We start from the raw sequence: 22,736 nt of genomic DNA on the forward strand, positions 1-22,736 counted from the left end.
ACGAAGGGGCGTTTTGTGATGAGAAAGACAAAAATTGTGTGCACAATCGGACCAGCCAGCGAATCACCGGAGCTGCTTGAACAATTAATTGAGGCAGGTATGAACGTTGCACGGCTTAACTTTTCACATGGTACACACGAAGAGCACAAAGCCCGAATCAAATCCATCAGGGAAGCGTCAAAGAAGACAGGCAAGGTTGTCGGAATCCTGCTCGATACGAAAGGCCCTGAAATCCGGACGCATTCCATGAAAAACGGGGAAGTTGAATTGATTACCGGCCAGCACATCGATATTTCGATGACTGAAGTGGAAGGGACCGACAATGTTTTTTCAGTTACATATGAGAAGCTGATCGAAGATGTGGATAAAGGGTCTGTCATTCTTTTGGATGACGGGCTGATCCAACTGGAAGTCATCGGAAAGGATCACGAAAAAGGACTCATCCATACGATCGTAGTCAACTCGGGCGCGTTGAAAAATAAAAAAGGGGTTAACGTACCGGGTGTATCAGTACAGCTTCCCGGAATTACCGAAAAAGATAAAGAGGATATTTTATTCGGAATCCAAGAAGGTGTCGATTTCATCGCAGCCTCTTTCGTACGCAGAGCTTCTGACGTAATGGAGATAAGGGAATTACTTGAAAATAACGGCGGTGGACAAATCCATATTATTCCGAAGATCGAAAACGGTGAAGGTGTCGATAATTTGGATGACATTTTGACTGTTTCAGATGGACTGATGGTTGCGCGGGGGGATCTCGGCGTAGAAATTCCGGCGGAGGAAGTGCCGATCGTTCAAAAGAAAATGATCGAAAAGTGCAATCAGGTCGGCAAGCCTGTCATCACAGCTACCCAGATGCTTGACTCAATGCAAAGAAATCCACGTCCTACACGAGCGGAAGCAAGTGACGTCGCAAACGCCATTTTGGACGGTTCCGATGCAATCATGCTCTCTGGGGAAACAGCAGCAGGATTATACCCGGTTGAGTCTGTCCGTACGATGGACAGAATTGCAAAAACAGCTGAAAGAGCTGTCGATTATCGCTCAGTCGTTTCCACACGCCGTCGTGAAAAACATGGCAATATGACAGAAGCGATCGGCCAGGCCGCAGCTTACACGGCCATCAATTTAAAGGTGAAAGCTGTGCTCGCCCCTACGGAAAGCGGCCATACAGCCAAAATGATCGCAAAATATCGTCCAGGTTGTCCGATTATCGCAATTACCGCTTCAGACGAATGTTCAAGGAAATTGTCACTAGTATGGGGAATCTACCCGATCATCGGGGAAAGAGTGGATTCCATCGATGAGATTTTGCAGGAATCCGTCGAAGAAAGTGTGAAACACCAATATGTAACTCATGGTGATGTTGTCATTATCACTGCGGGAGTGCCGGTAGGCGAAGCGGGTACTACGAACTTGATGAAAATCCACGTTATTGGCGATATGCTTGCCAAAGGACAGGGGATTGGAAAGTCTGTCGCGTTTGGCCAAGCCGTTGTCGCTCGTAACGCTCAAGAAGCATTGGCACATAATATGAAAGGGAAGATACTTGTCACGTATTCATCCGACCGTGATATGATGCCCGCGATTGAAGAATGCGCCGGGTTAATTACGGAAGAGGGCGGATTGACAAGTCATGCGGCTGTAGTAGGCCTAAGTTTAGGAATTCCTGTCATCGTCGGTGTCGAAAAAGCTACTGACATTATCGTCAATGGAAAAGATATAACAATGGATGCGGAATCCGGAGTCATCTATAATGGACATGCAAGTGTACTATAACAAATAATTTAATTTATTGAGGCTGTCTTCCGTATTGTACGGAAGCGGCCTTTTTAGGATTGGAGATGTTGTTGAATGAAATGGCTGCTACCCGCATTTATTTTAGTGCCGGCCGCTGAAATCATGCTTTTGCTCTATTCGGGAAACAAAATTGGGATCATGCCGACCCTTCTTCTCATCCTTATTAGCGGGATTGGAGGGGCATACCTTGCAAAAAGACAAGGACTTAAAGCCTTTACTGATTTACGGAACAGGATGGGGACGATGGAAGCGCCGGGTAATGCAATGATTGATGGAATCTGTATTTTCTTCGGCGGTGTTTTATTGATCATGCCCGGTTTCATAACGGATATTGCAGGACTCTTACTTCTATTTACTGGCCCGAGAAAATTAATTAGACCATTTATCGTCAGTTGGATTTATAAAAAGATGAAACAAGGTCGAATCGTTATTCGATGAAGGATGGATGCTTTTTCAATTTCAGTGCCGCGAACAGCAGAAAAGGAGTTAACAGAATACCCGGCAATCCGAAAAGATAGAGCGAGCAGACGGTGATGAAAAAAGCATGGATCGGCTTTACGCGAAAAGCGGAAGCCCACATATACGATTCAGCCAATTGTCTCGTCATGACGACGAATATATATAGCAAGGCGAGCGAAACACCGATGAATAATTGCTTGGAATAAAGGAAAAAGGCCGACATCGGAATGAGGAAAAGCCCAATGCCCAACAAAGGCAGACTATCAGCGATGGAAACAAGGAATGCGCTGCCGATAGGTGATTCAAAACCAAGTACTGTAAATCCGATGCTTAGAATGATGAATGTCAATAAAAACAATCTTGCTTCAACGAAAGCGAATGTACCGAATAATTCACCGGACTTTGTAAATATCCGTTTTGCTGTAGCACGCATATTGACGGGAAAATAGACGAGAAACCAAAACTTGTTTTTTCCTGATTCCCGCAATGCAAAAAAATAGGCGACGAGGAAAATGAAAAAGCTGAAAATATGTTGAAAAAAAGAAGCCGTAAATGCAATGGCGTATTCGAGCAACGCATGTCCGTATTCAACAATCTTTTCCTTAAGGAAAGTAAAAACTTTTCCTGACAAATCCATGTTACCTGTGTATGAGGATAGGTGTTTATCCAAAAGTGGCACCGTATCCATCAATCCGTGCAGTGCAATGAACGAAAACGTACTGAAGATGAATAGCATGGAGAGCATGACGAAAAGGGTGGCGAATGTCAAAGGTAGTTTTGTCATCGCACGTACCGCTAGAAGTATAGGAGCAGTAAAATAGGCTGCAATTATTGCAATTCCTACAGGTGGAATTACAAAGATGAAAATCCCCGCGATAATTGCCGGAAACCATTGCAGGGCCATTGATTTAAAAGTTTGTTGTTGTGTGTTTTTTAGCAAGATTTCATCCTTTTTTCTGTTATTCTACAAATAAAACAAGCGTTTCCATTCACAAAACTGTAATATTTGCTTATAATGGGGTTTGTAAGCGTTTCAGACAGTACTAAATAAAAAGTAGATTTGCCGGAATCTGCTAGATTTTGCAGGTTGGACGGCAAAATGACTGAAGGAGCGATTTAAATGACAGCAACAAAAGGATTGGAAGGAATCGTAGCGACACAGTCCGCCATCAGTTCTATTATTGATGACACACTTACATACGTCGGTTACGATATCGATGATCTTGCAGTCAATGCAAGTTTTGAAGAAGTTGTTTATCTATTATGGCATCAGCGTCTGCCGAAAGCGGACGAGCTTGCTGAATTGAAACAGCAACTTGCGGATAATATGTCGGTTCCACAACCTGTACTCGATCATTTTAAGACTTATCCAATCAGTGAAGTACATCCGATGGCGGCATTGCGCACAGCTATTTCCCTCCTCGGATTATACGATGAAAACGCGGAAGATATGTCTGATGAAGCCAATTACGAAAAAGCAATACAGCTTCAAGCGAAAGTGGCAACGATCGTTACTGCTTTCTCTCGCATCCGTAAAGGTCAAGAGCCGGTTGCCCCTAAAAAGGAACTTGGCTATGCGGCAAATTTCCTGTATATGTTAACAGGAGAAGAGCCTCAAGATATTGCTGTTGAAGCATTTAATAAAGCACTAGTGCTTCACGCTGACCATGAGTTGAATGCTTCCACTTTCACTGCGCGTGTTTGTGTGGCAACCCTTTCCGATATGTATTCCGGCATTACAGCTGCAATCGGTGCACTAAAAGGCCCACTTCACGGTGGTGCGAACGAACAAGTGATGAGGATGCTCATGGAAATCGGCGAAGAAGATAAAGTTGAATCATACATCAGAGAAAAACTTGATAATAAAGAAAAAATCATGGGCTTCGGCCACCGTGTGTACCGTAAAGGGGATCCACGTGCGAAGCATCTACGTGAAATGTCTAAAAAGTTGACAGCTCTTCGTGGTGAAGAGAAATGGTATAATATGTCGCTGAAAATCGAATCAATCGTTACCGGCGAGAAAAATTTACCGCCTAACGTTGATTTCTATTCAGCGTCGGTATATCATTCACTTGGTATCGATCACGATTTATTCACACCTATTTTTGCAGTTTCCCGCTTCTCGGGCTGGACGGCACATATTTTGGAGCAATACTCCAATAATAGACTGATCCGTCCACGTGCGGAATATATCGGACCGGACATGCAAAAATACGTGCCTATCAACGAAAGATAACTTGTGCCTGGTAACAATTCGCCAGAATAACAAGTAATACATCGGGGCGATAGCATTACAATCTGCCCCCTCATCTTGAAATGGAGGAAAGTAAAATGGCAAAAATCACAGTAACTGACGGCGTACTTAACGTTCCAGATCATGCAACGATCCCATTCATCATTGGTGACGGTACAGGTCCCGATATTTGGCATGCAGCTTCACGCGTATTGGAAGCAGCAGTCGAGAAAGCATATGACGGCCAAAAGAAAATCGAATGGAAAGAAGTTCTTGCGGGAGAAAAGGCATTCAACGAAACTGGAGAATGGCTGCCACAAGAAACTCTTGACACAATCGAAGAGTACCTTATCGCTATCAAAGGTCCATTGACGACACCGATCGGTGGAGGTTTCCGTTCTTTGAACGTTGCGCTTCGCCAAGAGTTGGATCTTTACACTTGCTTGCGTCCGGTTCGTTATTTCGAAGGGGTTCCTTCTCCTGTTAAACGTCCAGAAGACTGCGATATGGTCATCTTCCGTGAAAATACAGAAGATATTTATGCTGGTATTGAATACCAAGAAGGCTCTGAAGAAGTTCAGAAGTTGATTTCATTCCTTCAAAACGAAATGGGTGTAAACAAAATCCGTTTCCCGGAAACTTCCGGTATCGGTATCAAACCGGTTTCTGAAGAAGGTACAAAACGCCTTGTACGCGGTGCAATCAACTATGCGCTTAAAGAAGGCCGTAAGTCTGTAACTCTAGTCCACAAAGGAAACATCATGAAATTCACTGAAGGTGCTTTCAAAAACTGGGGTTACGAAGTTGCTGAGCAAGAGTTCGGCGATAAAGTATTCACTTGGAACGAATACGACAAAATCAAAGAAGCGGAAGGGACAGACGCTGCGAACAAAGCGCAAGCTGACGCAGAAGCTGCTGGCAAAATCATCGTAAAAGATGCGATTGCGGATATCTTCCTACAGCAAATCTTGACTCGTCCGAAAGAGTTCGACGTTGTTGCAACGATGAACTTGAACGGCGACTACATCTCCGACGCACTTGCAGCTCAAGTCGGCGGAATTGGAATTGCTCCAGGTGCTAACATCAACTATGTAACTGGACATGCAATTTTCGAAGCAACTCACGGTACAGCTCCGAAATACGCTGGTCTTGATAAAGTGAACCCTTCTTCTGTTCTTCTTTCAGGCGTTATGATGCTTGAGCATATGGGATGGAACGAAGCGGCGAACATGATCACAGCTTCTATCGAGAAAACGATCGCTTCTAAAGTTGTAACTTATGACTTTGCTCGTTTGATGGACGGAGCTACAGAAGTGAAAGCTTCAGAGTTCGCTGATGAATTGATCAAAAACCTATAATATATTTATCAGACCAGGAAGCCTTGAGGCTTCCTGGTCTTTTTAGTGCTAGCCAAGTCGCTTGCCCTTTCCGAGTGAAAATTGATACACTTTCTTTAATACTAATTCCATGCAGGAAAATGAAGGGGGAAGCAAGTTGATATTAGGCAAAAAGAGGCGGATTGGAAGGGCGATCGAAAAAATCGTTGAAGGTGAAAAGCTGAAACTTACCGAAAAAATCGAGGATAAAGATTTGCTGCTCTACCTAGGTTTGACAAATGATTCAAATCCGCTGTACATCCAGCATGATTATGCATCCCAAACCGAATTCGACAAGCCGATTGTGCCGACGATCATGTTGAACGGAATTGTCACATCCGCCATTTCAAAATACTTGCCCGGACCGGGTTCGCACATTACGGAACAGCATTTGCTTTTCCCGAACCCCGTATATCATTATGAAACAATCGATTTCCTATTTGAAGTGATTCGAGTGGAAAAAGAGAGACACTCCATTGTTATAAAGGTGGAGGCGACGAACGAGGATGGACAGTCAGTCATTTCAGGGACTGTGACGGTCATTCCGCCATCCATCCGGGAAAACCTGACATCCTATGCAATGGATAACTTTTGATTTTTCGTTCATTCAATACAAAGACTGTTAGCATCTAAGGGGGACTTGGGCAATCGTGCAGAAAATTTTAATTGTGGACGACGAGCAGCCGATCCGCACGTTGTTGGACTATAATTTGAGACAATCCAATTACGAAACGATTATGGCGGCTGATGGTGAAGAAGCGGTATTGAAAGTGGAAAATGAAAATCCCGATTTGATTTTGCTCGATCTTATGCTTCCAAAAATGGATGGCATAGAGGTATGCAAGGTTTTGAGGCAAAGGAATATTAACACACCGATCATCATGTTGACGGCAAAAGGTGAGGAGCCCGACAAAGTACTTGGGTTGGAAATCGGAGCCGACGATTATATGACAAAACCATTCAGTCCGCGTGAAGTGCTTGCCAGAGTAAAAGCGGTGCTGCGGCGCAGTGGCGAGCGAACTGGCATCAATGGGACAGATTTGCCGGTGCTCCGCTCGGGGCCGCTTACCGTGCATCCGGAGCAGTATGAAGCTTATTTCGGCGACGAAGCATTGGAATTTACGCCAAAAGAATTTGAACTGCTCGTCTATTTCATGCAAAATAAAAACCGTGTGCTCACTCGCGATCAATTGCTGAGCGCAGTTTGGAATTACGACTTTGCCGGAGACACTCGAATCGTCGATGTGCATGTCAGCCATTTACGTGAAAAGATCGAAGAAAATACGAGAAAACCTATTTTCATTAAGACGGTTAGAGGGATCGGATATAAATTCGAGGAGCAAAAATTAAGATGAAAGGTCTATATTCCAGACTTTTCATCGCCTTTGCTGTTATATTTTTGATTCTGTTGACTGGTCTTGGCGTTGTCCTTGGCCAGTTTTTTTATCTGATCGATGATGAAATTACTTTGCATGTTCAGCGGAAGTTTTGGATTTTTCTTATCGCTATTTTAATGATTACCTATTTCCTATCCTTGATTCTAAGCGCCCGTGTTATAAGGCAATACGCAAAACCGACAGATTTAGTGACAAAAACTGCCGAGAAAATCGCGCTTGGCGATTATTTAGCGAGGACCCCGATTGATGAACTCGGGAGTCAAAATGGACTAGGCATCGCAGTAAATCAGATTGCGAGAAATCTACAGGAAACTTCGATACTGCGCGCAATGGAGAAGGAACGCCTAAAAACATTAATTGAAAGTATGGGCAACGGTCTTCTCATGTTCGGGAGGGAAGGCTCCGTCAATATAGTGAATGGTGTATTTGAAAAGACATTCGGATTTAAGCGTGATGAATTGATTGGGAAAACCTTTATGGAAATCGGATTGCCTCAAGGCATTGAGGGGCTGATTGAAGATGTGTTTTTGACGGAACAGGTGCATGAAAGGCAAATCCGGAACGGCCAATCTCATTTCAATGTATATGGTGCGCCTGTCATCGGACGCCATGGAAATTGGCTCGGCATCATTGTTGTAACACACGATATTACGAAACTTGTAAGATTGGAGGAAATCCGCAAAGATTTTGTTGCAAACGTTTCACATGAGCTTCGCACACCAATCACTTCAATTAAAGGCTTTACAGAAACTTTATTGGACGGGGCAATGAATGATCCCGAAACATCAAAAGAATTTCTAGGAATCATCCAAAAGGAAAGTGATCGCTTGCATTTATTAATCAACGATCTTTTGGAGTTGTCGGGAATCGAACGGGAAGGGTTCCAATTGCAACATAGCAAAGTCTTCGTCTCGGATGTCGTTGACAATGCAGTAAGAATTGTTAATGGCTTACTTGAAAGGAAGAATATGCACTTCGAAATAAACATTGATACAGAAATAGTAATTGAAGCGGATTCCGACAGACTTATCCAAGTGATGGTCAACCTGTTGACAAACGCCATCAACTATTCGAAAGAGAATACGACAATTACAATTAATGCATCTCAAACTGCAGATGAAGCCATCATCGAAGTGCGAGATGAAGGGATGGGAATTGATCGAACGGAACTTCCGAGGTTGTTCGAACGATTTTATAGAGTGGACCGTGCGCGAAGCAGGAATTCCGGCGGAACGGGTCTTGGGCTCGCTATCGTCAAACATCTGATTGAGGCGCATGGCGGCAAAGTCACTGTTGACAGTGAATTGGGAGTCGGGACAATATTTACTATATATTTACCAAAGAAATCCGCATAACGCGGATTTTTTTTGAAACCAAATCCAATCTTCTACCGTAAGTACAGTAGGTACATAGATAAAGGGGGAATTCAAATGAGCGCACGCCGTGCATCGGTAGCAGCCGGACTTGTCATTGCTGGAGTAATATTGCTCATCGTAGCATTTACAACGTGGTATACAGTGGACGAATCCGAACAGGCGATTGTTATCACTTTCGGAAAAGCGGATACACCAGTTACGGAATCTGGATTGCATTTTAAACTGCCTTGGCCGATCCAAAATGTTGAGAAACTCTCTAAAGAGACGTTTAGTCTTCAATTCGGTTATAAACAAGATCCGGACGGAACTCTTGTTGCTTACGACAAGGAAACGAAAATGATCACAGGTGATGAATATATTGTACTTGCAGATCTAGTCGTCCAATGGAAAATAACAGATCCGGAGAAATATCTATTTAACTCACAAAATCCAAAGGAAATTCTTCATGATGCGACTTCCGCTTCCATTCGATCGATCATCGGAAGCTCCACAATCGATTCGGCTTTGACGGATGGGAAAGCGGATATCGAAGCAAAAACACGAGATTTATTAACAACGCTCATGACGAATTATGACATTGGCATTTCGATTCAAGGTGTAAAACTACAAGATGTTGAATTGCCGAACGCAGATGTCCGAGCCGCGTTCACAGCAGTAACGGACGCCCGCGAAACGAGAAGCACAAAAATCAATGAAGCGCAGCGATATAAAAACCAACGAACGAACGAAGCAGAAGGTGAAAAAGCCGCCATAAAATCTCGTGCAATTGGACAGAAGACAGCCCGTACAGAGCAAGCGTTAGGAGATGTCGCCCTTTTCAATGATTTGTATGCGGAATACGAAAAAAACAAATCGGTCACCCGAGAGCGGTTAATTATCGAGACGTTGGAGCAAGTACTGCCGAAAGCAAAAATCTATATCATGAATGATGACGGCGAAACGGTAAAATATTTGCCGCTTCAACAACTAGAAAACCAAACACCACCACCTACTAACGACAACTCGGAAGGGGGCGGCAACTAATGTCGAACGACAATAATCCATTCAAAAGCATTGAGGAAAAATTCAAAGAAATGCAAGGTGGAAAACAGAAAAAGACACCAGGCGCGGATAAAGTCATCACTCCGAAAAAACCGTTCAATACGAGGAAATTTGTAAAGACAGCAATTACGTTTACAGTGATTTTTGCATTAGCGGTTATCCTTCTTGCCAATGTCTTTGTTGTAAAAGAAGGAGAGTATCGGGTAGTGCGTCAATTCGGTGAAATTACAAGAATTATAAATGAACCAGGGCTCAATATGAAAATCCCATTCATTCAAACTGTGTCAAGTTTGCCAAAAAATCAAATGAAGCACAATGTTTCCGAAGCTGAAATTACTACGAAAGATAAAAAACGAATCATTATCGACAATTATGCTGTTTGGAAAATTACTGATCCTGCAAAAATGATTTCCAATGCGCGTAATATTATCAATGCTGAAATGCGCATGGAGGAATTCATCTATTCCGTCATACGGAATGAGATGGGGCAATTGAATTACGTAGAAGTTGTCAATGATGAAAACTCATCGCGCGGTAGCCTGAATGATATGGTTACGACGAAAGTAAACCAGTTCCTGGAAGAAGGGAACTTCGGCATCGAGGTGATTGATGTGCGGATGAAACGGATCGATCTTCCGGAAGAAAACGAACATTCCATTTACACGCGGATGATTTCGGAACGCGAATCGACAGCACAGGATTACCTTTCACAAGGGGATGCCGAGAAGAAGAGAATAGAAGCGGAAACGGATAGGGAAGTGCAAGAAATGCTTGCGACTGCGAAAAAAGAGGCCGCTATCATTCATGCAGAAGGGGAAGCGGAAGCTGCCAAAATCTACAATGACGCATTCTCAAAAGATCCCGATTTTTATAGTCTTTACCGCACGCTGCAATCCTATGCACGCACAATCGGAGACGATACGGTAATCATTATGCCAGCCGACTCACCATACGCCAAAATATTGACAGGATACTTGGAATAATAGATAGCGTCATTTTCATTTACTCTTGCCCACGTGGTAAGATAAATGAAGATGACGTTTTAACTTAATCCAGCAAAAGGTTCAAACTGTTATAAGTGGTTGGATGAATGCAGAAATACCATCGATTCAATGAAGTTTAATGCTTGCTGTATTAAGTTAAAGCCTCCGGCGGATGTCACGGATTTTTAAGGGAGTTTATCGAGCAAGCTCGATAAAAATCCGGACGCAATTACGCCGAGGCGTAATTGATTGGACGAAAGAACAAGGGAGTGGACTCATGTGACGAAAAAGAAAATAGTGCTGTTAGATGGAAATAGCTTGGCGTATCGTGCGTTTTTCGCTTTGCCGTTATTGACGAACGATACGGGCATCCATACAAATGCGGTGTACGGATTCACGATGATGCTGCAAAACATTCTGGCGGAAGAAAAGCCGACTCATATGCTCGTCGCCTGGGATGCTGGGAAGACGACGTTCAGGCATTCCACATTCAGTGAGTATAAAGGTGGGCGGCAAAAGACGCCACCTGAGCTATCAGAGCAATTTCCTTATTTGCGGAAGCTGCTAGATGCTTATCAAATCCCGCAATATGAACTGGATCAATACGAAGCGGATGATATTATTGGGACGTTAAGCAAGTCGGGCGACGAGGATGGCGTCGAAGTCGTCATCATTTCAGGTGATAAAGACTTGACGCAACTGGCGAGCGACCATACGACAGTATGCATTACGCGTAAAGGAATTACAGACCTCGAAAAATACACACCAGAGCATGTCATGGAGAAATATGGCATTACACCGCCACAAATCATTGATATGAAAGGTCTCATGGGAGATGCATCCGACAATATTCCAGGCGTGCCGGGCGTAGGTGAGAAAACTGCGCTTAAACTGCTAAAAGAATACGGCACTGTCGAAAACGTTTATGAATCATTGGATTCCGTTTCAGGGAAGAAATTGAAGGAAAACTTGACGGAAAACGAAGAGCAGGCAATGATGAGCAAAAAACTCGCAACGATTGAAGTGAATGCCCCTATTACAATTTCAATAGGTGATTTGATGTATGCGGGTCCCGATGAAGAAAACGTCAAGTCTATTTATGAGGAATTAAAGTTCAAGACGTTGCTTGAAAAAATGGCTCCTCAAACTGAAAGTGGACCAGTAGCAGAAATCGACGTCCAAATCGTCACTGATCCTGAATCGATTGAACTTGCGGATGAGATGGCGATCCATGTTGAAATGATGGATGAAAATTATTTGGCTACGGATGTTACAGGCGTCAGTATGACGGATGGCAAGCAAATAATTTTCATTCCGATTGCTGTCTTGCAACAGTCGGGTCGTTTAAAAGAATGGCTTCGGAATGGCGATAAAAGGAAATTTGCGACCGATTCAAAAGCTGCTTATGCTTCTTTGCTACGCTATGACATAGAAGTGAACGGCTTTGAATTCGATTTACTACTAGCCACCTATATTGCAAATCCATCCTCTTCTTACACAGACGTCGCTTCCGTCGCAAAGGAATTCAATTATTCGGACGTGCAGCCTGATGAAGCGGTTTACGGAAAAGGTGCGAAAAAAGCAGTGCCGGAAGAAAAGGTGCTTGCCGACCATGCCGGCAGAAAGGCCCAAGCTGTATGGAAGCTGAGACCGGTGCTTGAAGAGAAATTACATGAAAATGAACAGTTCGAATTATATCATGAGCTCGAAATGCCACTCGCGAAAATTCTTGGAAAGATGGAATCGACAGGTGTTAAGACCGACTTGGGAATCCTCCAACAAATCGGCCTTCAACTCTCAACGAGATTGACCGAACTTGAATCGATTATTTATGAGATGGCGGGACAACCTTTCAATATTAATTCTCCGAAGCAGTTAGGTGAAATTCTATTCGAGAAAATCGGATTGACACCAATCAAAAAAACGAAGACAGGCTATTCGACTGCGGCAGATGTGTTGGAAAAGCTTGAAAGCGAGCATGAAATTATTAGTTTTATATTGACATACCGTCAGCTCGGAAAGCTGAACTCCACTTATATCGAAGGCTTATCAAAGGAAATCCATGAGGATGGAAAAATCCATACGCGATTCCAGCAGGCATTGACACAAACGGGCCGATTGAGCTCCATCAACCCGAATTTGCAAAACATCCCAATCCGACTTGAGGAAGGCCGGAAAATCCGTGCGGCATTCGTTCCGTCAGAACCGGGCTGGCTCATGTTCGCCGCTGACTATTCGCAGATCGAATTGCGTGTCCTTGCCCATATGTCCCAAGACGAAAAAATGATTTCGGCATTCCGGGAAGGAGAAGACATCCATACGAAGACAGCGATGGACGTATTCGGTGTTGATAAAGATGGCGTTTCCTCGGACATGAGGCGGACTGCCAAGGCGGTCAACTTTGGAATCGTCTACGGCATCAGTGATTACGGGCTGTCCCAAAGCTTGAATATTACCCGTAAGGAAGCAGGAAAGTTCATTGACACATATCTCGAGACGTTTCCTGGCGTGAAGCAATATATGGAGGACATCGTCTCCGAAGCGAAAATGAAAGGCTATGTCGTCACGATGATGAACAGACGTAGATACTTGCCTGACATTACAAGCTCGAATTTCAATTTGCGCAGTTTTGCGGAGAGAACGGCAATGAACACTCCAATTCAAGGGACGGCAGCGGATATCATCAAGAAGGCGATGATCGATATGGATGCAAGATTGACGAAGGAAAACATGAAAACAAGAATGCTCCTTCAAGTGCATGATGAATTGATTTTTGAAGCGCCTGAGGAGGAAATTGAAAAACTGAAGAAAATCGTACCGGAAGTGATGGAATCTGCATTGGCACTCGATGTCCCATTAAAGGCCGAGTGGGCGTATGGTCTCTCCTGGTACGACACGAAGTGAGGAATGAATTAGAATGCCAGAATTGCCCGAAGTGGAAGGTGTCGTCCGTGAATTATCGCCAGTCTCCATTGGCCGTACCATTTCTGAAGTGCGCGTATCTGAAGTAGTACAGAAATCCAAGGAGGTAGGCAAGGAAGCAATCGTCAAAGGAAAAACTCTTGAAGACTTCAAGGAAGAATTAGCAGCAATGACGATTGTGGACGTCACTAGAAGAAGTAAATATATATATTTCCATTTAGAAAAGGCCGGTTTACCATACTTGCTTGTCAGTCATCTCGGCATGACGGGTGCGTGGTTCGTTGTAGATTCCTTGGAAGAAGTTACTGAACAGAAATTCAAGAACCATATGCACGTCATATTCAAGATGGATGACGGAGGAATGCTCGTCTATTCCGACATCCGCCGGTTCGGGGAATTGCGGCTGTTGCAAGCGGAAGAGGATTATTTGCCATTGCTGAAGATGGCTCCTGAACCATTTGAGGCAGGCGCAGTCGAACATTTCCTAGCGATGGCAGCCACACCTAAATATGCACGAAAGCCGATTAAAGAGGTTGTTATGGATGGCCATGTCATTTCCGGATGCGGCAACATATATGCAACCGAAGCGCTATTTCGAATGAACATTCACCCAGGACGTGCGACGGAGCGGATCAGTGAAAAGAGGAAGCGGGAGTTGTTCCGGGAAATCGTGGATGTCCTTCAAGAGAGCATTGATGCCGGCGGAAGCTCCATTTCGGATTATCGAAATATAAACGGGGAAGCGGGAACGATGCAGACCCGTCTGAAGATGTATGGAAAGAAAGTGTGTGGTACTTGCGGCAAGGAGACGAAAAGCATGAAGATTGCCGGCAGGACATCAGTATATTGTCCTCAATGCCAAAGGTAAGGAAAGGATGATTTCAATGATCATCGGTTTGACGGGAAGCATTGCGACCGGTAAAAGCACTGTGTCGCGGATGTTGAAACAGAAAGGGTATCCAATCGTCGACGCGGATGAAATCTCTCGGCTTGTCGTAGAACCTGGTAGTCCTGTACTTGAAAGCATTGCGGAAGCTTTCGGTTACCTTGTTCTTCATCCGGATGGGTCGCTGAACCGGGAGAAGCTAGGCAGTCTCATTTTCAATGACGAGGAAAAACGGAAAAAGCTGAACGGGATCATCCACCCGGCTGTCAGAAGGGAAATGATACGACAGAAGGAAGAATGGTTGGAGAAAGGGGCGAATACCGTTGTCATGGATATTCCGCTTCTTTTCGAAAGCAAGCTTCAGTCGTATGTAGATAAAATAATCGTAGTTTCAGCAACACCCGCAATTCAAAGGGAGCGCCTGATTGCTAGAAACGGCTACTCAGCAGATGAGGCAGATGCGCGCATCAATTCGCAGCTACCGATAGCTGAGAAGGAATTGGGTGCGGATGCAGTCGTTGATAATAACGGTTCATTGGAAGAGACGGAACATCAGCTTGCTAAAATATTAAATGAATGGAATGCCAAGTTATAAGCTTAAATAATTTTATTCTCTGAAAAGTGGAACATTGTTATTTCGTTCACAAACTCTTTCCACAAGGGTAAAATGTGCTATACTAATTATCGGATAAACGATAAAAAGTATATAACATTACGCAGGAGGATTTTTTCATGACTACTTCGATAGCGATAAACGGTTTCGGGCGGATTGGCCGCATGGTTTTCCGTCAAATTATCACGAAGGATGACGTTGATGTAGTAGCGGTAAATGCATCATACCCGGCAGAAACTCTAGCCCATTTGATTAAGTATGACACAAATCATGGAGTTTTTGATGGTGAAGTCGTTGTGGAGGAAGATGCCCTTGTTGTCAACGGAAAGCGGGTTAAATTAATTGCGGAGCGCGATCCGGCAAAGCTTCCTTGGAAAGAGCTTGGCGTCGACATCGTCATTGAAGCGACGGGAGCGTTCAATGCACGTGATAAAGCTGCCCTACACTTGGATGCAGGAGCTAAGAAAGTCATTCTGACTGCTCCAGGGAAAAACGAAGACGTAACAATCGTTCTAGGTGTGAATGATGACAAGCTTGACATTGAAAAGCATGATGTCATTTCCAATGCAAGCTGCACGACAAACTGTCTTGCACCGGTTGCAAAAGTATTGAACGATACATTCGGCATTGAAAACGGATTGATGACAACTGTTCATGCTTATACAAACGATCAGAAAAACTTGGATAATCCTCATAAAGATCTTCGTCGTGCGCGTGCATGTGCACAATCGATCATCCCGACTTCTACGGGTGCTGCAAAAGCGCTATCGCTCGTATTGCCTGAGCTTGAAGGGAAAATCCACGGAATGGCCCTACGTGTACCGACTCCGAACGTGTCATTGGTCGATCTAGTCGTTGATGTGAAAAAAGATGTAACAGTGGAAGAAGTGAATGAAGCATTCATTAAGGCCGCAGAAGGTCCAATGGCAGGAATCCTTCGTTTCACGACTGAACCGCTCGTATCAATCGATTTCAACACGACAACAGAGTCTGCGACGATTGACGGTCTATCAACGATTGTCATGGGCGATCGTAAAGTGAAAGTCCTTGCTTGGTATGACAATGAATGGGGTTACTCTGCCCGTGTTGTTGAATTGGCTATAAAAGTAGGAAATGCATTGAAGTCCAAAGTGAATTCTTAATTTGAAATTAAAAATCGTCCAGGTCGATATTCGACTTGGACGATTTTGTCTTCCCTTTCGATTTTTTTTCGCCGAACTTCTGTTATAATCAATATACTATACGGAAATGCGGAGGAAGCAGAAATGATATGTCCAGCCTGTCATTATAATGGCACCCGGGTCATCGATTCCAGACCCTCTGAAGAGAATCGATCCATCCGACGACGCCGTGAATGCGAAAAATGCGCTTTCCGGTTTACGACTTTCGAGAAAGTTGAGGAAATGCCGCTCATTGTCGTGAAAAAGGATGGTACGCGGGAAGAATTCAGCAGTGAAAAATTGTTGAGAGGTTTAATTCGGGCATGTGAAAAGCGTCCGGTGGATCTCGAAGCAGTGAAAAATATTGTTTATTTAATAGAAAAAGAATTAAGAAGCTCAGGGACTGTCGAAATCGATTCGAAGGACGTCGGTGAAATGGTGATGGAAAAATTGGCCGATGTCGATGAAGTCGCCTATGTCCGGTTCGCTTCTGTTTACCGTCAATATAAGGATATAAACGTTTTTATCGAAGAACTGCAAAATTTGCAGAAGAAAAACGATGAAAACTGATTAAAGGAAGAGGGGTTCCGACAAAATGCTTTACCAAGAATTACAACCAGTCGATACATTTACAATCAAATTGTCACACCCATTTTCGGATTATGACCGGCAACTCCTCACATTGTTCTACCAACCATTGATCGGTCCTGATGCCATGAGTCTTTTCATGTCCCTTTGGGCTGATGCAGAGCATGAAAAAGAAGTTGAATTTAATCATTATTACTTAATGAATTTATTAACAATGCCATTAGTCAAAGTATTCGAAGCGAGGATCACCCTTGAAGCGATCGGCCTGTTGCGTACATATTGCAGACAAGATATGCAGGATCGCGCTTTCTGCTATGAATTGTTACAGCCGATGGATGCGAAGTCATTCTTCGAAGACCCGCTATTATCGACCTTTCTTTTCAGCAAGGTCGGCGAACAGGCGTATCGCAGTCTGAGGGCTCGTTTTGCAGTCGAAGACCAGCTGGATGGAGAATACAAAGAAGTGTCTCGCACCTTTTTGGATGTATTTAAGCCTATCCGTTACAGTGCATCCGAAGGGTTGGAAGAAGGTAGTCAAATGAAGGGGCGCAATGAATCAACAGGTATCCCGTTCGCTTATTCTGATTTCGATTTCAATCTGTTCCGTGCAGGACTTTCCGAACAGATGGTGCCGAAATCATCTCTCGCGACAGTGTCGAAGGAATTGATCGAGAAACTCGCCTTCCTCTATTCATTGACTCCGCTCGATATGCAAAAAGTCGTCATGATGGCGATTGATGGAAACACAATGAAGATTCCGGAAGACCGACTGCGAAAAGCGGCTGTTGATTATTATAAGATGAATATTTCACAAACGGCTCCGATCCTCGAAAAAGTGTTCACGAAACAACAGGATATGCCAACCGAGGAACCTCAATCACGGGAAGATAAATTCATTTTCTATATGGAAAATACGTCGCCTCGAGAAATGCTGAGAGACTACACAGGAAAAGAACCGCTTCCGGTTGACGTTCAACTCGCAGAAAGGCTTGTGACTGTCCATGGCTTCCCGGTAGGTGTTGTCAATGTACTGCTGCACTATGTAATTATTCGCAATGACGGCAAAATCACAAAAAACTATGCGGAAAGAATAGCGTCGCATTGGGCGAATAATAAAATTGCGAACGCTAAACAAGCTATGGAAATTTCTCGAAAAGAACATGACCAATATATTAAATGGCAAAATGAAGGAAGTAAGAAGAAACCGTCATCCCGAAAACCGTCAAGAGTAGAAAAGGTACCGGAATGGTTTTATAAAACCGATAATGACAAGGAACAGCAACCTCCAGCCAATACAGATCCGGACGTCGATGAAAAACGCCGTCAGCAGCTGCAGGAAAAATTGAATGCAATGAAAAGCGGGGTGAAATAAGTTGGAGCGAATCGGAAATACAATGAAGCGCGTGTTCAATGCTTCTGAACTGACAGCAAGATATGAACAATTACGGAATGAAGTGATGGAGTCACCTGGCGTCCAACAATTCATTACCGAGCATTCGAATGAAATCGATAAAGCGGTCGTGGACAAAAGCTTAGGGAAATTATATGAATATGCGACAGCTTCCCACCATTGCGATAAATGCCCGAATGTCGAAGGGTGTGTCAATGTGATGAAAGGGTTCGAACCGAAACTTGTGCTAAGCCAAGGTTTCATCGATCTCGACTATATAAAATGCCCGAATAAGCTTGTGGACGACGAACGCCGTAATGTGACCAATATGATCGACAGCATGCATATGCCGAAGGATGTAATGGAAGCGCGTCTGCATGACGTGGATTTGGAACATGACAACAGCAGAATTATTGTCGTTGAGGCCGCTGCGCAATTCCTGAGTGAAGTAAGTGAAACGGGGGAGCTTCCTGAACGGGGGCTTTATATTTACGGTCCATTCGGGACAGGCAAGTCCTTTATTCTCGGTGCGCTAGCAAATGAGCTTGCCAACCTTCGCATCCGGACAGTTGTCGTTTATATCCCCGAATTCCTGAGGGAAATGAAGCAATCGATCCAAGACCAGACATTGAATGAAAAAATCGACTTTGTGAAAAGGGCTCAAGTGCTTATGCTCGACGATTTTGGAGCAGAGTCCATGTCCGCTTGGGCACGTGATGAAGTGATCGGAACGATTTTGCAATACCGCATGGCGGAAAAATTACCGACATTCATCACCTCCAATTTCAATTTTGACGAGCTGCAACACCATTTGACGTACACACAGCGCGGTGAAAAAGAAGAGGTTAAAGCTGCGCGTATTATGGAGAGAATCAAATCGGTTGCCAAGCCTGTCCAGTTGAAAGGGAAAAACAGAAGGAATGTGTAAGGGGATTTATCCACTTGCAATTATCTGAGACTTTCCTTATACTTATGGATATCATATTTAAAAATGTGTTGAAGAGGACATGAATCGGTTCACCCACTTACAGAGATCAGGGTCGTTAGGCTGGAAGCCCTGAAGTGCAGAGGATCGATTTACCACCTTGGAGCAGCATCGGTGAAAAGACTTAAGTAGCCGATGACGGACCCCGGCCCGTTAGCCGTTTCAAGCTTCATCTTTCCGGTTGAATGACCGGATGGAAGGAAGAAGGGTGGAACCACGAACAACAGCTTCGTCCCTTTATAGGGATGGGGCTTTTTTTGTTTAAAAAAACAAGTAAGGAGTGCTGACAATGGCAGAGAATATTCAACTGAAATTCCCAGATGGGGCGATAAAAGAGTTTCCGAAAGGCACAACAACAGAAGAAGTGGCAGGCTCCATCAGCCCGGGGCTTAGAAAAAGCGCACTTGCCGGCAAAATCGGTGACCAGCTCATCGACCTGAAAACGCCGATTGAAGAAGACGGCGATATTGCAATCATTACACCACAATCACCGGAAGCATTAGAAATTCTGCGTCATAGTACTGCGCATCTACTAGCACAGGCAGTTAAAAGAAAATTCCCGGACGCCAAGTTAGGAATTGGCCCGGTCATCGACAACGGATTCTACTACGATATCGATTCACCGACACCAATTACAGCTGAAGACCTTCCTGAACTTGAAAAAGAAATGAAGCGGATCATCGGTGAAAATCTTCCAGTCACACGAATTGACGTGTCTCGTGATGAAGCGGAAAAGCGTTTTAAAGAAATTGAAGATCCATACAAGATCGAACTGCTAGAAGCGATTCCGGAAGGCGAGCAAGTTTCCATCTATGAACAAGGCGAATTTTTCGATCTTTGTCGAGGCGTCCATGTTCCTTCGACGGGCAAACTGAAAGAATTCAAATTATTGAGCATCGCAGGCGCATATTGGCGTGGCGATTCGAAAAATAAAATGCTCCAACGGATTTACGGAACAGCATTCTTTAAAAAGGATGAGCTTCAAGAACATCTCCGGATGCTGGAAGAGGCGAAGGAACGAGATCACCGCAAAATCGGGAAGGAATTGAATTTATTCACGAACTCCCAAAAAGTCGGTCAAGGCCTTCCGCTTTGGTTGCCGAAAGGTGCTACGATCCGCCGCATCATCGAACGCTACATCGTCGATAAAGAAGTGAAGCTTGGCTATGATCACGTCTATACACCGGTACTAGGGAGCGTTGAACTTTACAAGACATCAGGTCACTGGGGACACTACCAGGACGGCATGTTCCCTGTCATGAGCATGGACAATGAAGATCTCGTTCTCCGTCCGATGAACTGCCCTCATCATATGATGATCTATAAAAATGGCATTCACTCCTATCGTAACTTGCCAATCCGCATTGCGGAGCTCGGCACGATGCATCGCTATGAAATGTCAGGTGCTCTATCGGGTCTGCAACGTGTACGTGGAATGACATTGAATGATGCACATATTTTCGTTCGCCCGGATCAGATCAAGGAAGAATTCAAGCGGGTCGTCCAGCTCGTTATCGATGTCTATAAAGACTTCAATATTAATGACTATTCGTTCCGTCTATCGTATCGCGATCCGGAAGATACAGAAAAATACTTTGACGATGACGAAATGTGGGAACGCGCACAAAGCATGCTAAAAGAAACGATGGACGAAATGGGTCTTCCTTACGTGGAAGCAGACGGAGAAGCAGCCTTCTACGGACCAAAACTAGACGTGCAAGTGAAAACGGCAATCGGCATGGAAGAGACACTTTCAACTGTCCAGTTGGACTTCTTGCTTCCTGAACGTTTCGATCTCACATACGTCGGAGAAGACGGCAAGCATCATCGCCCAGTCGTCATTCACCGTGGCGTAGTTTCGACTATGGAAAGATTCGTCGCATTCCTGATCGAAGAATACAAAGGCGTATTCCCGACATGGCTAGCACCAGTTCAAGTCGAAGTAATCCCGGTCTCACCGGAAGCCCATTTCGACTATGCAAACGAAATTAGGGAAAAACTTGTCGCAGAAGGATTCCGAATCGACCTCGACAGCCGCGATGAAAAAATCGGTTACAAGATTCGTGAAGCACAAGTACAAAAAATCCCTTACATGCTCGTCCTCGGCGATAAAGAAGTCGAATCCGGCGAAGTGAACGTAAGGAAATACGGCGAACAAAAATCCGAGAGCATGCCATTCGATGATTTCTTGAAGCTAATAAAAGCTGATGTATCACACGATAATTAATAAAAATGGTTGTAGAATAATTAGTGTTGATTAATAGGAAACACCGTTAATTGAAGCGGAAGGCGGCGACTCCAGTGGGAATAACATGAGCTGAAGACCCCGCAACGAAGCGAAGCGGAGTGAGGAGGCTGAAGCCATGCCCACGGAAAGCGTCCGCCTGAAGCGGAAATTAACTGTACTTCGATTTATGTTTTAAAGTTTTATGTTGACAATGAAAGTTCAAGATGATAGACTTATTAAGGTTAATGAATACAGTTTGTGGTATAAGAAGGAGCTGCCCGCTTCTCACCTGATCGACGCATACCGTTGTTGACAGGTCAGCACATGAGTGAACGTGCCGTGCATGCTAATGCACGTACACATAAGCGGGTAGACAAAAGTTGCTTTTGTCTACTTTTTTTATTGTCCGGCTCTTATTAAACGAATGAACAATGGGACCGTCGGAATGCTGGACGGTGTACCCAAACCGTGTATTCGCGAGACAACATTCGGAGGTGGATTACTATTAGCAAAGACATGTACGTAAATGAGGGCATCCGTGCCCGCGAGCTTCGCCTCATTGACCACAACGGCGACCAGCTTGGAATCAAAACACGCAACGAGGCACTTGACATTGCAGCACGTGCGAATTTGGATCTTGTCCTTGTCGCTCCAACAGCAAAACCACCGGTAGCCCGTGTCATGGACTACGGTAAGTTCAAGTTTGAACAACAGAAGAAAGAACGTGAAGCGAGAAAGAACCAGAAAGTCATCAACCTCAAAGAAGTGCGTTTAAGCCCTACAATTGATGAGCATGATTTTCAAACAAAACTTCGCAACGGTATCAAATTCTTGCAAGCAGGGGACAAAGTAAAAGCGTCTATCCGTTTCCGTGGTCGTGCAATTACGCACAAGGAAATTGGACAACGTGTATTGGACCGCTTTGCAGAAGAATGCAAAGAATTCTCAACGGTTGAAGTAAAACCGAAAATGGAAGGCCGGAGCATGTTCCTAATACTTGCCCCGACTGCCGAAAAAAAGTAACGCGAACGATTTAGGAGGAACAGATCATGCCAAAAATGAAAACTCACCGCGGATCCGCGAAACGTTTCAAGAAAACTGCAACTGGTAAAGTGAAACGCGGCCGTGCATACACAAGTCACCTTTTTGCCAACAAGTCTACAAAAGCGAAACGCCACTTGCGTAAAGCTGCACTTGTTTCTTCAGGCGACTACAAACGTATCCGTGAAATGATCACATACATGAAATAATCATTTTTAAAATTCCGTTCAAAGAGTACGATGTACGAAGGCGTGGCGAC

The 22,736-nt window shown here is 44.3% G+C and carries 20 protein-coding genes and 1 other annotated feature; of the genes, 19 read left to right on the plus strand and 1 reads right to left on the minus strand.

Features of this window, described 5'->3' with window-relative positions:
- The first annotated feature begins 18 nt into the window (after positions 1–18).
- Positions 19–1,779, plus strand: a complete 1,761-nt coding sequence (pyk, locus tag NIT04_RS05740) for a pyruvate kinase (RefSeq protein WP_252502636.1) — start codon at positions 19–21, stop codon at positions 1,777–1,779.
- 75 nt (positions 1,780–1,854) lie between these two features.
- Positions 1,855–2,238 (plus strand): FxsA family protein, encoded by a 384-nt coding sequence (locus tag NIT04_RS05745; protein ID WP_252502637.1) that lies wholly within the window; start codon positions 1,855–1,857, stop codon positions 2,236–2,238.
- Here the strand turns inward: NIT04_RS05745 and NIT04_RS05750 are convergent.
- Positions 2,228–3,199 (minus strand): AI-2E family transporter, encoded by a 972-nt coding sequence (locus NIT04_RS05750; protein ID WP_252502638.1) that lies wholly within the window; start codon positions 3,197–3,199, stop codon positions 2,228–2,230. The genes NIT04_RS05745 and NIT04_RS05750 overlap by 11 nt on opposite strands.
- Before the next feature lie 180 nt (positions 3,200–3,379).
- Here NIT04_RS05750 and citZ point away from each other — a divergent pair, with 180 nt between their 5' ends.
- The 17 genes from citZ to rpmI all read left to right on the plus strand — a co-directional run bounded on the left by citZ (position 3,380) and on the right by rpmI (position 22,686).
- Positions 3,380–4,495, plus strand: coding sequence for a citrate synthase (citZ, locus tag NIT04_RS05755; protein ID WP_252502639.1), 1,116 nt, complete (start codon positions 3,380–3,382; stop codon positions 4,493–4,495).
- A gap of 95 nt (positions 4,496–4,590) precedes the next feature.
- On the plus strand, positions 4,591–5,850 hold the full coding sequence (gene icd / locus NIT04_RS05760; RefSeq protein WP_252502640.1) for an NADP-dependent isocitrate dehydrogenase: 1,260 nt from the start codon (positions 4,591–4,593) through the stop codon (positions 5,848–5,850).
- Positions 5,851–5,986: 136 nt separating this feature from the next.
- Positions 5,987–6,463: a MaoC/PaaZ C-terminal domain-containing protein gene (locus NIT04_RS05765; RefSeq protein WP_252502641.1), complete on the plus strand. Its 477-nt coding sequence runs from the start codon at positions 5,987–5,989 to the stop codon at positions 6,461–6,463.
- Between the two features lie 52 nt (positions 6,464–6,515).
- Positions 6,516–7,223 carry a response regulator transcription factor gene (locus tag NIT04_RS05770; protein WP_252503201.1) on the plus strand — a complete coding sequence of 236 codons (708 nt, stop codon included), beginning with the start codon at positions 6,516–6,518 and terminating at the stop codon, positions 7,221–7,223.
- Positions 7,220–8,620: a two-component system histidine kinase PnpS gene (gene pnpS, locus NIT04_RS05775; protein ID WP_252502642.1), complete on the plus strand. Its 1,401-nt coding sequence runs from the start codon at positions 7,220–7,222 to the stop codon at positions 8,618–8,620. The genes NIT04_RS05770 and pnpS overlap by 4 nt, the downstream gene beginning before the upstream one ends.
- Before the next feature lie 75 nt (positions 8,621–8,695).
- Positions 8,696–9,664, plus strand: a complete 969-nt coding sequence (gene hflK, locus NIT04_RS05780; RefSeq protein ID WP_252502643.1) for an FtsH protease activity modulator HflK — start codon at positions 8,696–8,698, stop codon at positions 9,662–9,664.
- Complete coding sequence (hflC, locus tag NIT04_RS05785; protein WP_371922503.1) at positions 9,664–10,665, plus strand: protease modulator HflC; 1,002 nt, start codon at positions 9,664–9,666, stop codon at positions 10,663–10,665. Before hflK ends, hflC begins: the two co-directional genes overlap by 1 nt.
- 279 nt (positions 10,666–10,944) lie before the next feature.
- Positions 10,945–13,569, plus strand: a complete 2,625-nt coding sequence (gene polA, locus NIT04_RS05790; RefSeq protein WP_252502644.1) for a DNA polymerase I — start codon at positions 10,945–10,947, stop codon at positions 13,567–13,569.
- 13 nt (positions 13,570–13,582) lie between these two features.
- Positions 13,583–14,455, plus strand: coding sequence for a DNA-formamidopyrimidine glycosylase (gene mutM / locus NIT04_RS05795; RefSeq protein WP_252502645.1), 873 nt, complete (start codon positions 13,583–13,585; stop codon positions 14,453–14,455).
- Between the two features lie 16 nt (positions 14,456–14,471).
- A complete protein-coding gene (coaE, locus tag NIT04_RS05800) occupies positions 14,472–15,068 on the plus strand; it encodes a dephospho-CoA kinase (RefSeq protein WP_305880088.1) in 597 nt (198 codons plus the stop codon).
- Positions 15,069–15,205: 137 nt separating this feature from the next.
- Positions 15,206–16,228, plus strand: a complete 1,023-nt coding sequence (locus tag NIT04_RS05805) for a glyceraldehyde-3-phosphate dehydrogenase (protein WP_252502646.1) — start codon at positions 15,206–15,208, stop codon at positions 16,226–16,228.
- Positions 16,229–16,351: 123 nt separating this feature from the next.
- Positions 16,352–16,816, plus strand: coding sequence for a transcriptional regulator NrdR (gene nrdR, locus NIT04_RS05810; RefSeq protein ID WP_252502647.1), 465 nt, complete (start codon positions 16,352–16,354; stop codon positions 16,814–16,816).
- A gap of 25 nt (positions 16,817–16,841) precedes the next feature.
- Positions 16,842–18,206 (plus strand): replication initiation and membrane attachment family protein, encoded by a 1,365-nt coding sequence (locus tag NIT04_RS05815; RefSeq protein ID WP_252502648.1) that lies wholly within the window; start codon positions 16,842–16,844, stop codon positions 18,204–18,206.
- A 1-nt stretch (position 18,207) separates the two neighbouring features.
- Positions 18,208–19,152 (plus strand): primosomal protein DnaI, encoded by a 945-nt coding sequence (dnaI, locus tag NIT04_RS05820; protein WP_252502649.1) that lies wholly within the window; start codon positions 18,208–18,210, stop codon positions 19,150–19,152.
- Between the two features lie 346 nt (positions 19,153–19,498).
- Positions 19,499–21,436 carry a threonine--tRNA ligase gene (gene thrS / locus NIT04_RS05825; protein WP_252502650.1) on the plus strand — a complete coding sequence of 646 codons (1,938 nt, stop codon included), beginning with the start codon at positions 19,499–19,501 and terminating at the stop codon, positions 21,434–21,436.
- 259 nt (positions 21,437–21,695) lie between these two features.
- Positions 21,696–21,844, plus strand: a sequence feature (ribosomal protein L20 leader region).
- A 108-nt stretch (positions 21,845–21,952) separates the two neighbouring features.
- On the plus strand, positions 21,953–22,459 hold the full coding sequence (gene infC, locus NIT04_RS05830; protein ID WP_252502651.1) for a translation initiation factor IF-3: 507 nt from the start codon (positions 21,953–21,955) through the stop codon (positions 22,457–22,459).
- Between the two features lie 26 nt (positions 22,460–22,485).
- The gene (gene rpmI, locus NIT04_RS05835) at positions 22,486–22,686 is read left to right on the plus strand and encodes a 50S ribosomal protein L35 (RefSeq protein ID WP_252502652.1); all 201 of its coding nucleotides are present in this window, start codon (positions 22,486–22,488) and stop codon (positions 22,684–22,686) included.
- The last annotated feature ends 50 nt before the right edge of the window (positions 22,687–22,736 follow it).

It is taken from the genome of Sporosarcina sp. Marseille-Q4943 (genome assembly GCF_943736995.1).
Taxonomy (GTDB): domain Bacteria; phylum Bacillota; class Bacilli; order Bacillales_A; family Planococcaceae; genus Sporosarcina.

Bases quoted from the DNA above. Each gene is read 5' to 3' on its own strand.
- thrS (WP_252502650.1), top strand. From the start codon at position 19,499: ATGGCAGAGAATATTCAACTGAAATTCCCAGATGGGGCGATAAAAGAG.
- mutM (WP_252502645.1), top strand. From the start codon at position 13,583: ATGCCAGAATTGCCCGAAGTGGAAGGTGTCGTCCGTGAATTATCGCCA.
- NIT04_RS05805 (WP_252502646.1), top strand. From the start codon at position 15,206: ATGACTACTTCGATAGCGATAAACGGTTTCGGGCGGATTGGCCGCATG.
- pyk (WP_252502636.1), top strand. From the start codon at position 19: ATGAGAAAGACAAAAATTGTGTGCACAATCGGACCAGCCAGCGAATCA.
- NIT04_RS05745 (WP_252502637.1), top strand. From the start codon at position 1,855: ATGAAATGGCTGCTACCCGCATTTATTTTAGTGCCGGCCGCTGAAATC.
- infC (WP_252502651.1), top strand. From the start codon at position 21,953: ATGTACGTAAATGAGGGCATCCGTGCCCGCGAGCTTCGCCTCATTGAC.
- rpmI (WP_252502652.1), top strand. From the start codon at position 22,486: ATGCCAAAAATGAAAACTCACCGCGGATCCGCGAAACGTTTCAAGAAA.
- coaE (WP_305880088.1), top strand. From the start codon at position 14,472: ATGATCATCGGTTTGACGGGAAGCATTGCGACCGGTAAAAGCACTGTG.
- NIT04_RS05815 (WP_252502648.1), top strand. From the start codon at position 16,842: ATGCTTTACCAAGAATTACAACCAGTCGATACATTTACAATCAAATTG.
- citZ (WP_252502639.1), top strand. From the start codon at position 3,380: ATGACAGCAACAAAAGGATTGGAAGGAATCGTAGCGACACAGTCCGCC.
- hflC (WP_371922503.1), top strand. From the start codon at position 9,664: ATGTCGAACGACAATAATCCATTCAAAAGCATTGAGGAAAAATTCAAA.
- pnpS (WP_252502642.1), top strand. From the start codon at position 7,220: ATGAAAGGTCTATATTCCAGACTTTTCATCGCCTTTGCTGTTATATTT.
- icd (WP_252502640.1), top strand. From the start codon at position 4,591: ATGGCAAAAATCACAGTAACTGACGGCGTACTTAACGTTCCAGATCAT.
- hflK (WP_252502643.1), top strand. From the start codon at position 8,696: ATGAGCGCACGCCGTGCATCGGTAGCAGCCGGACTTGTCATTGCTGGA.
- nrdR (WP_252502647.1), top strand. From the start codon at position 16,352: ATGATATGTCCAGCCTGTCATTATAATGGCACCCGGGTCATCGATTCC.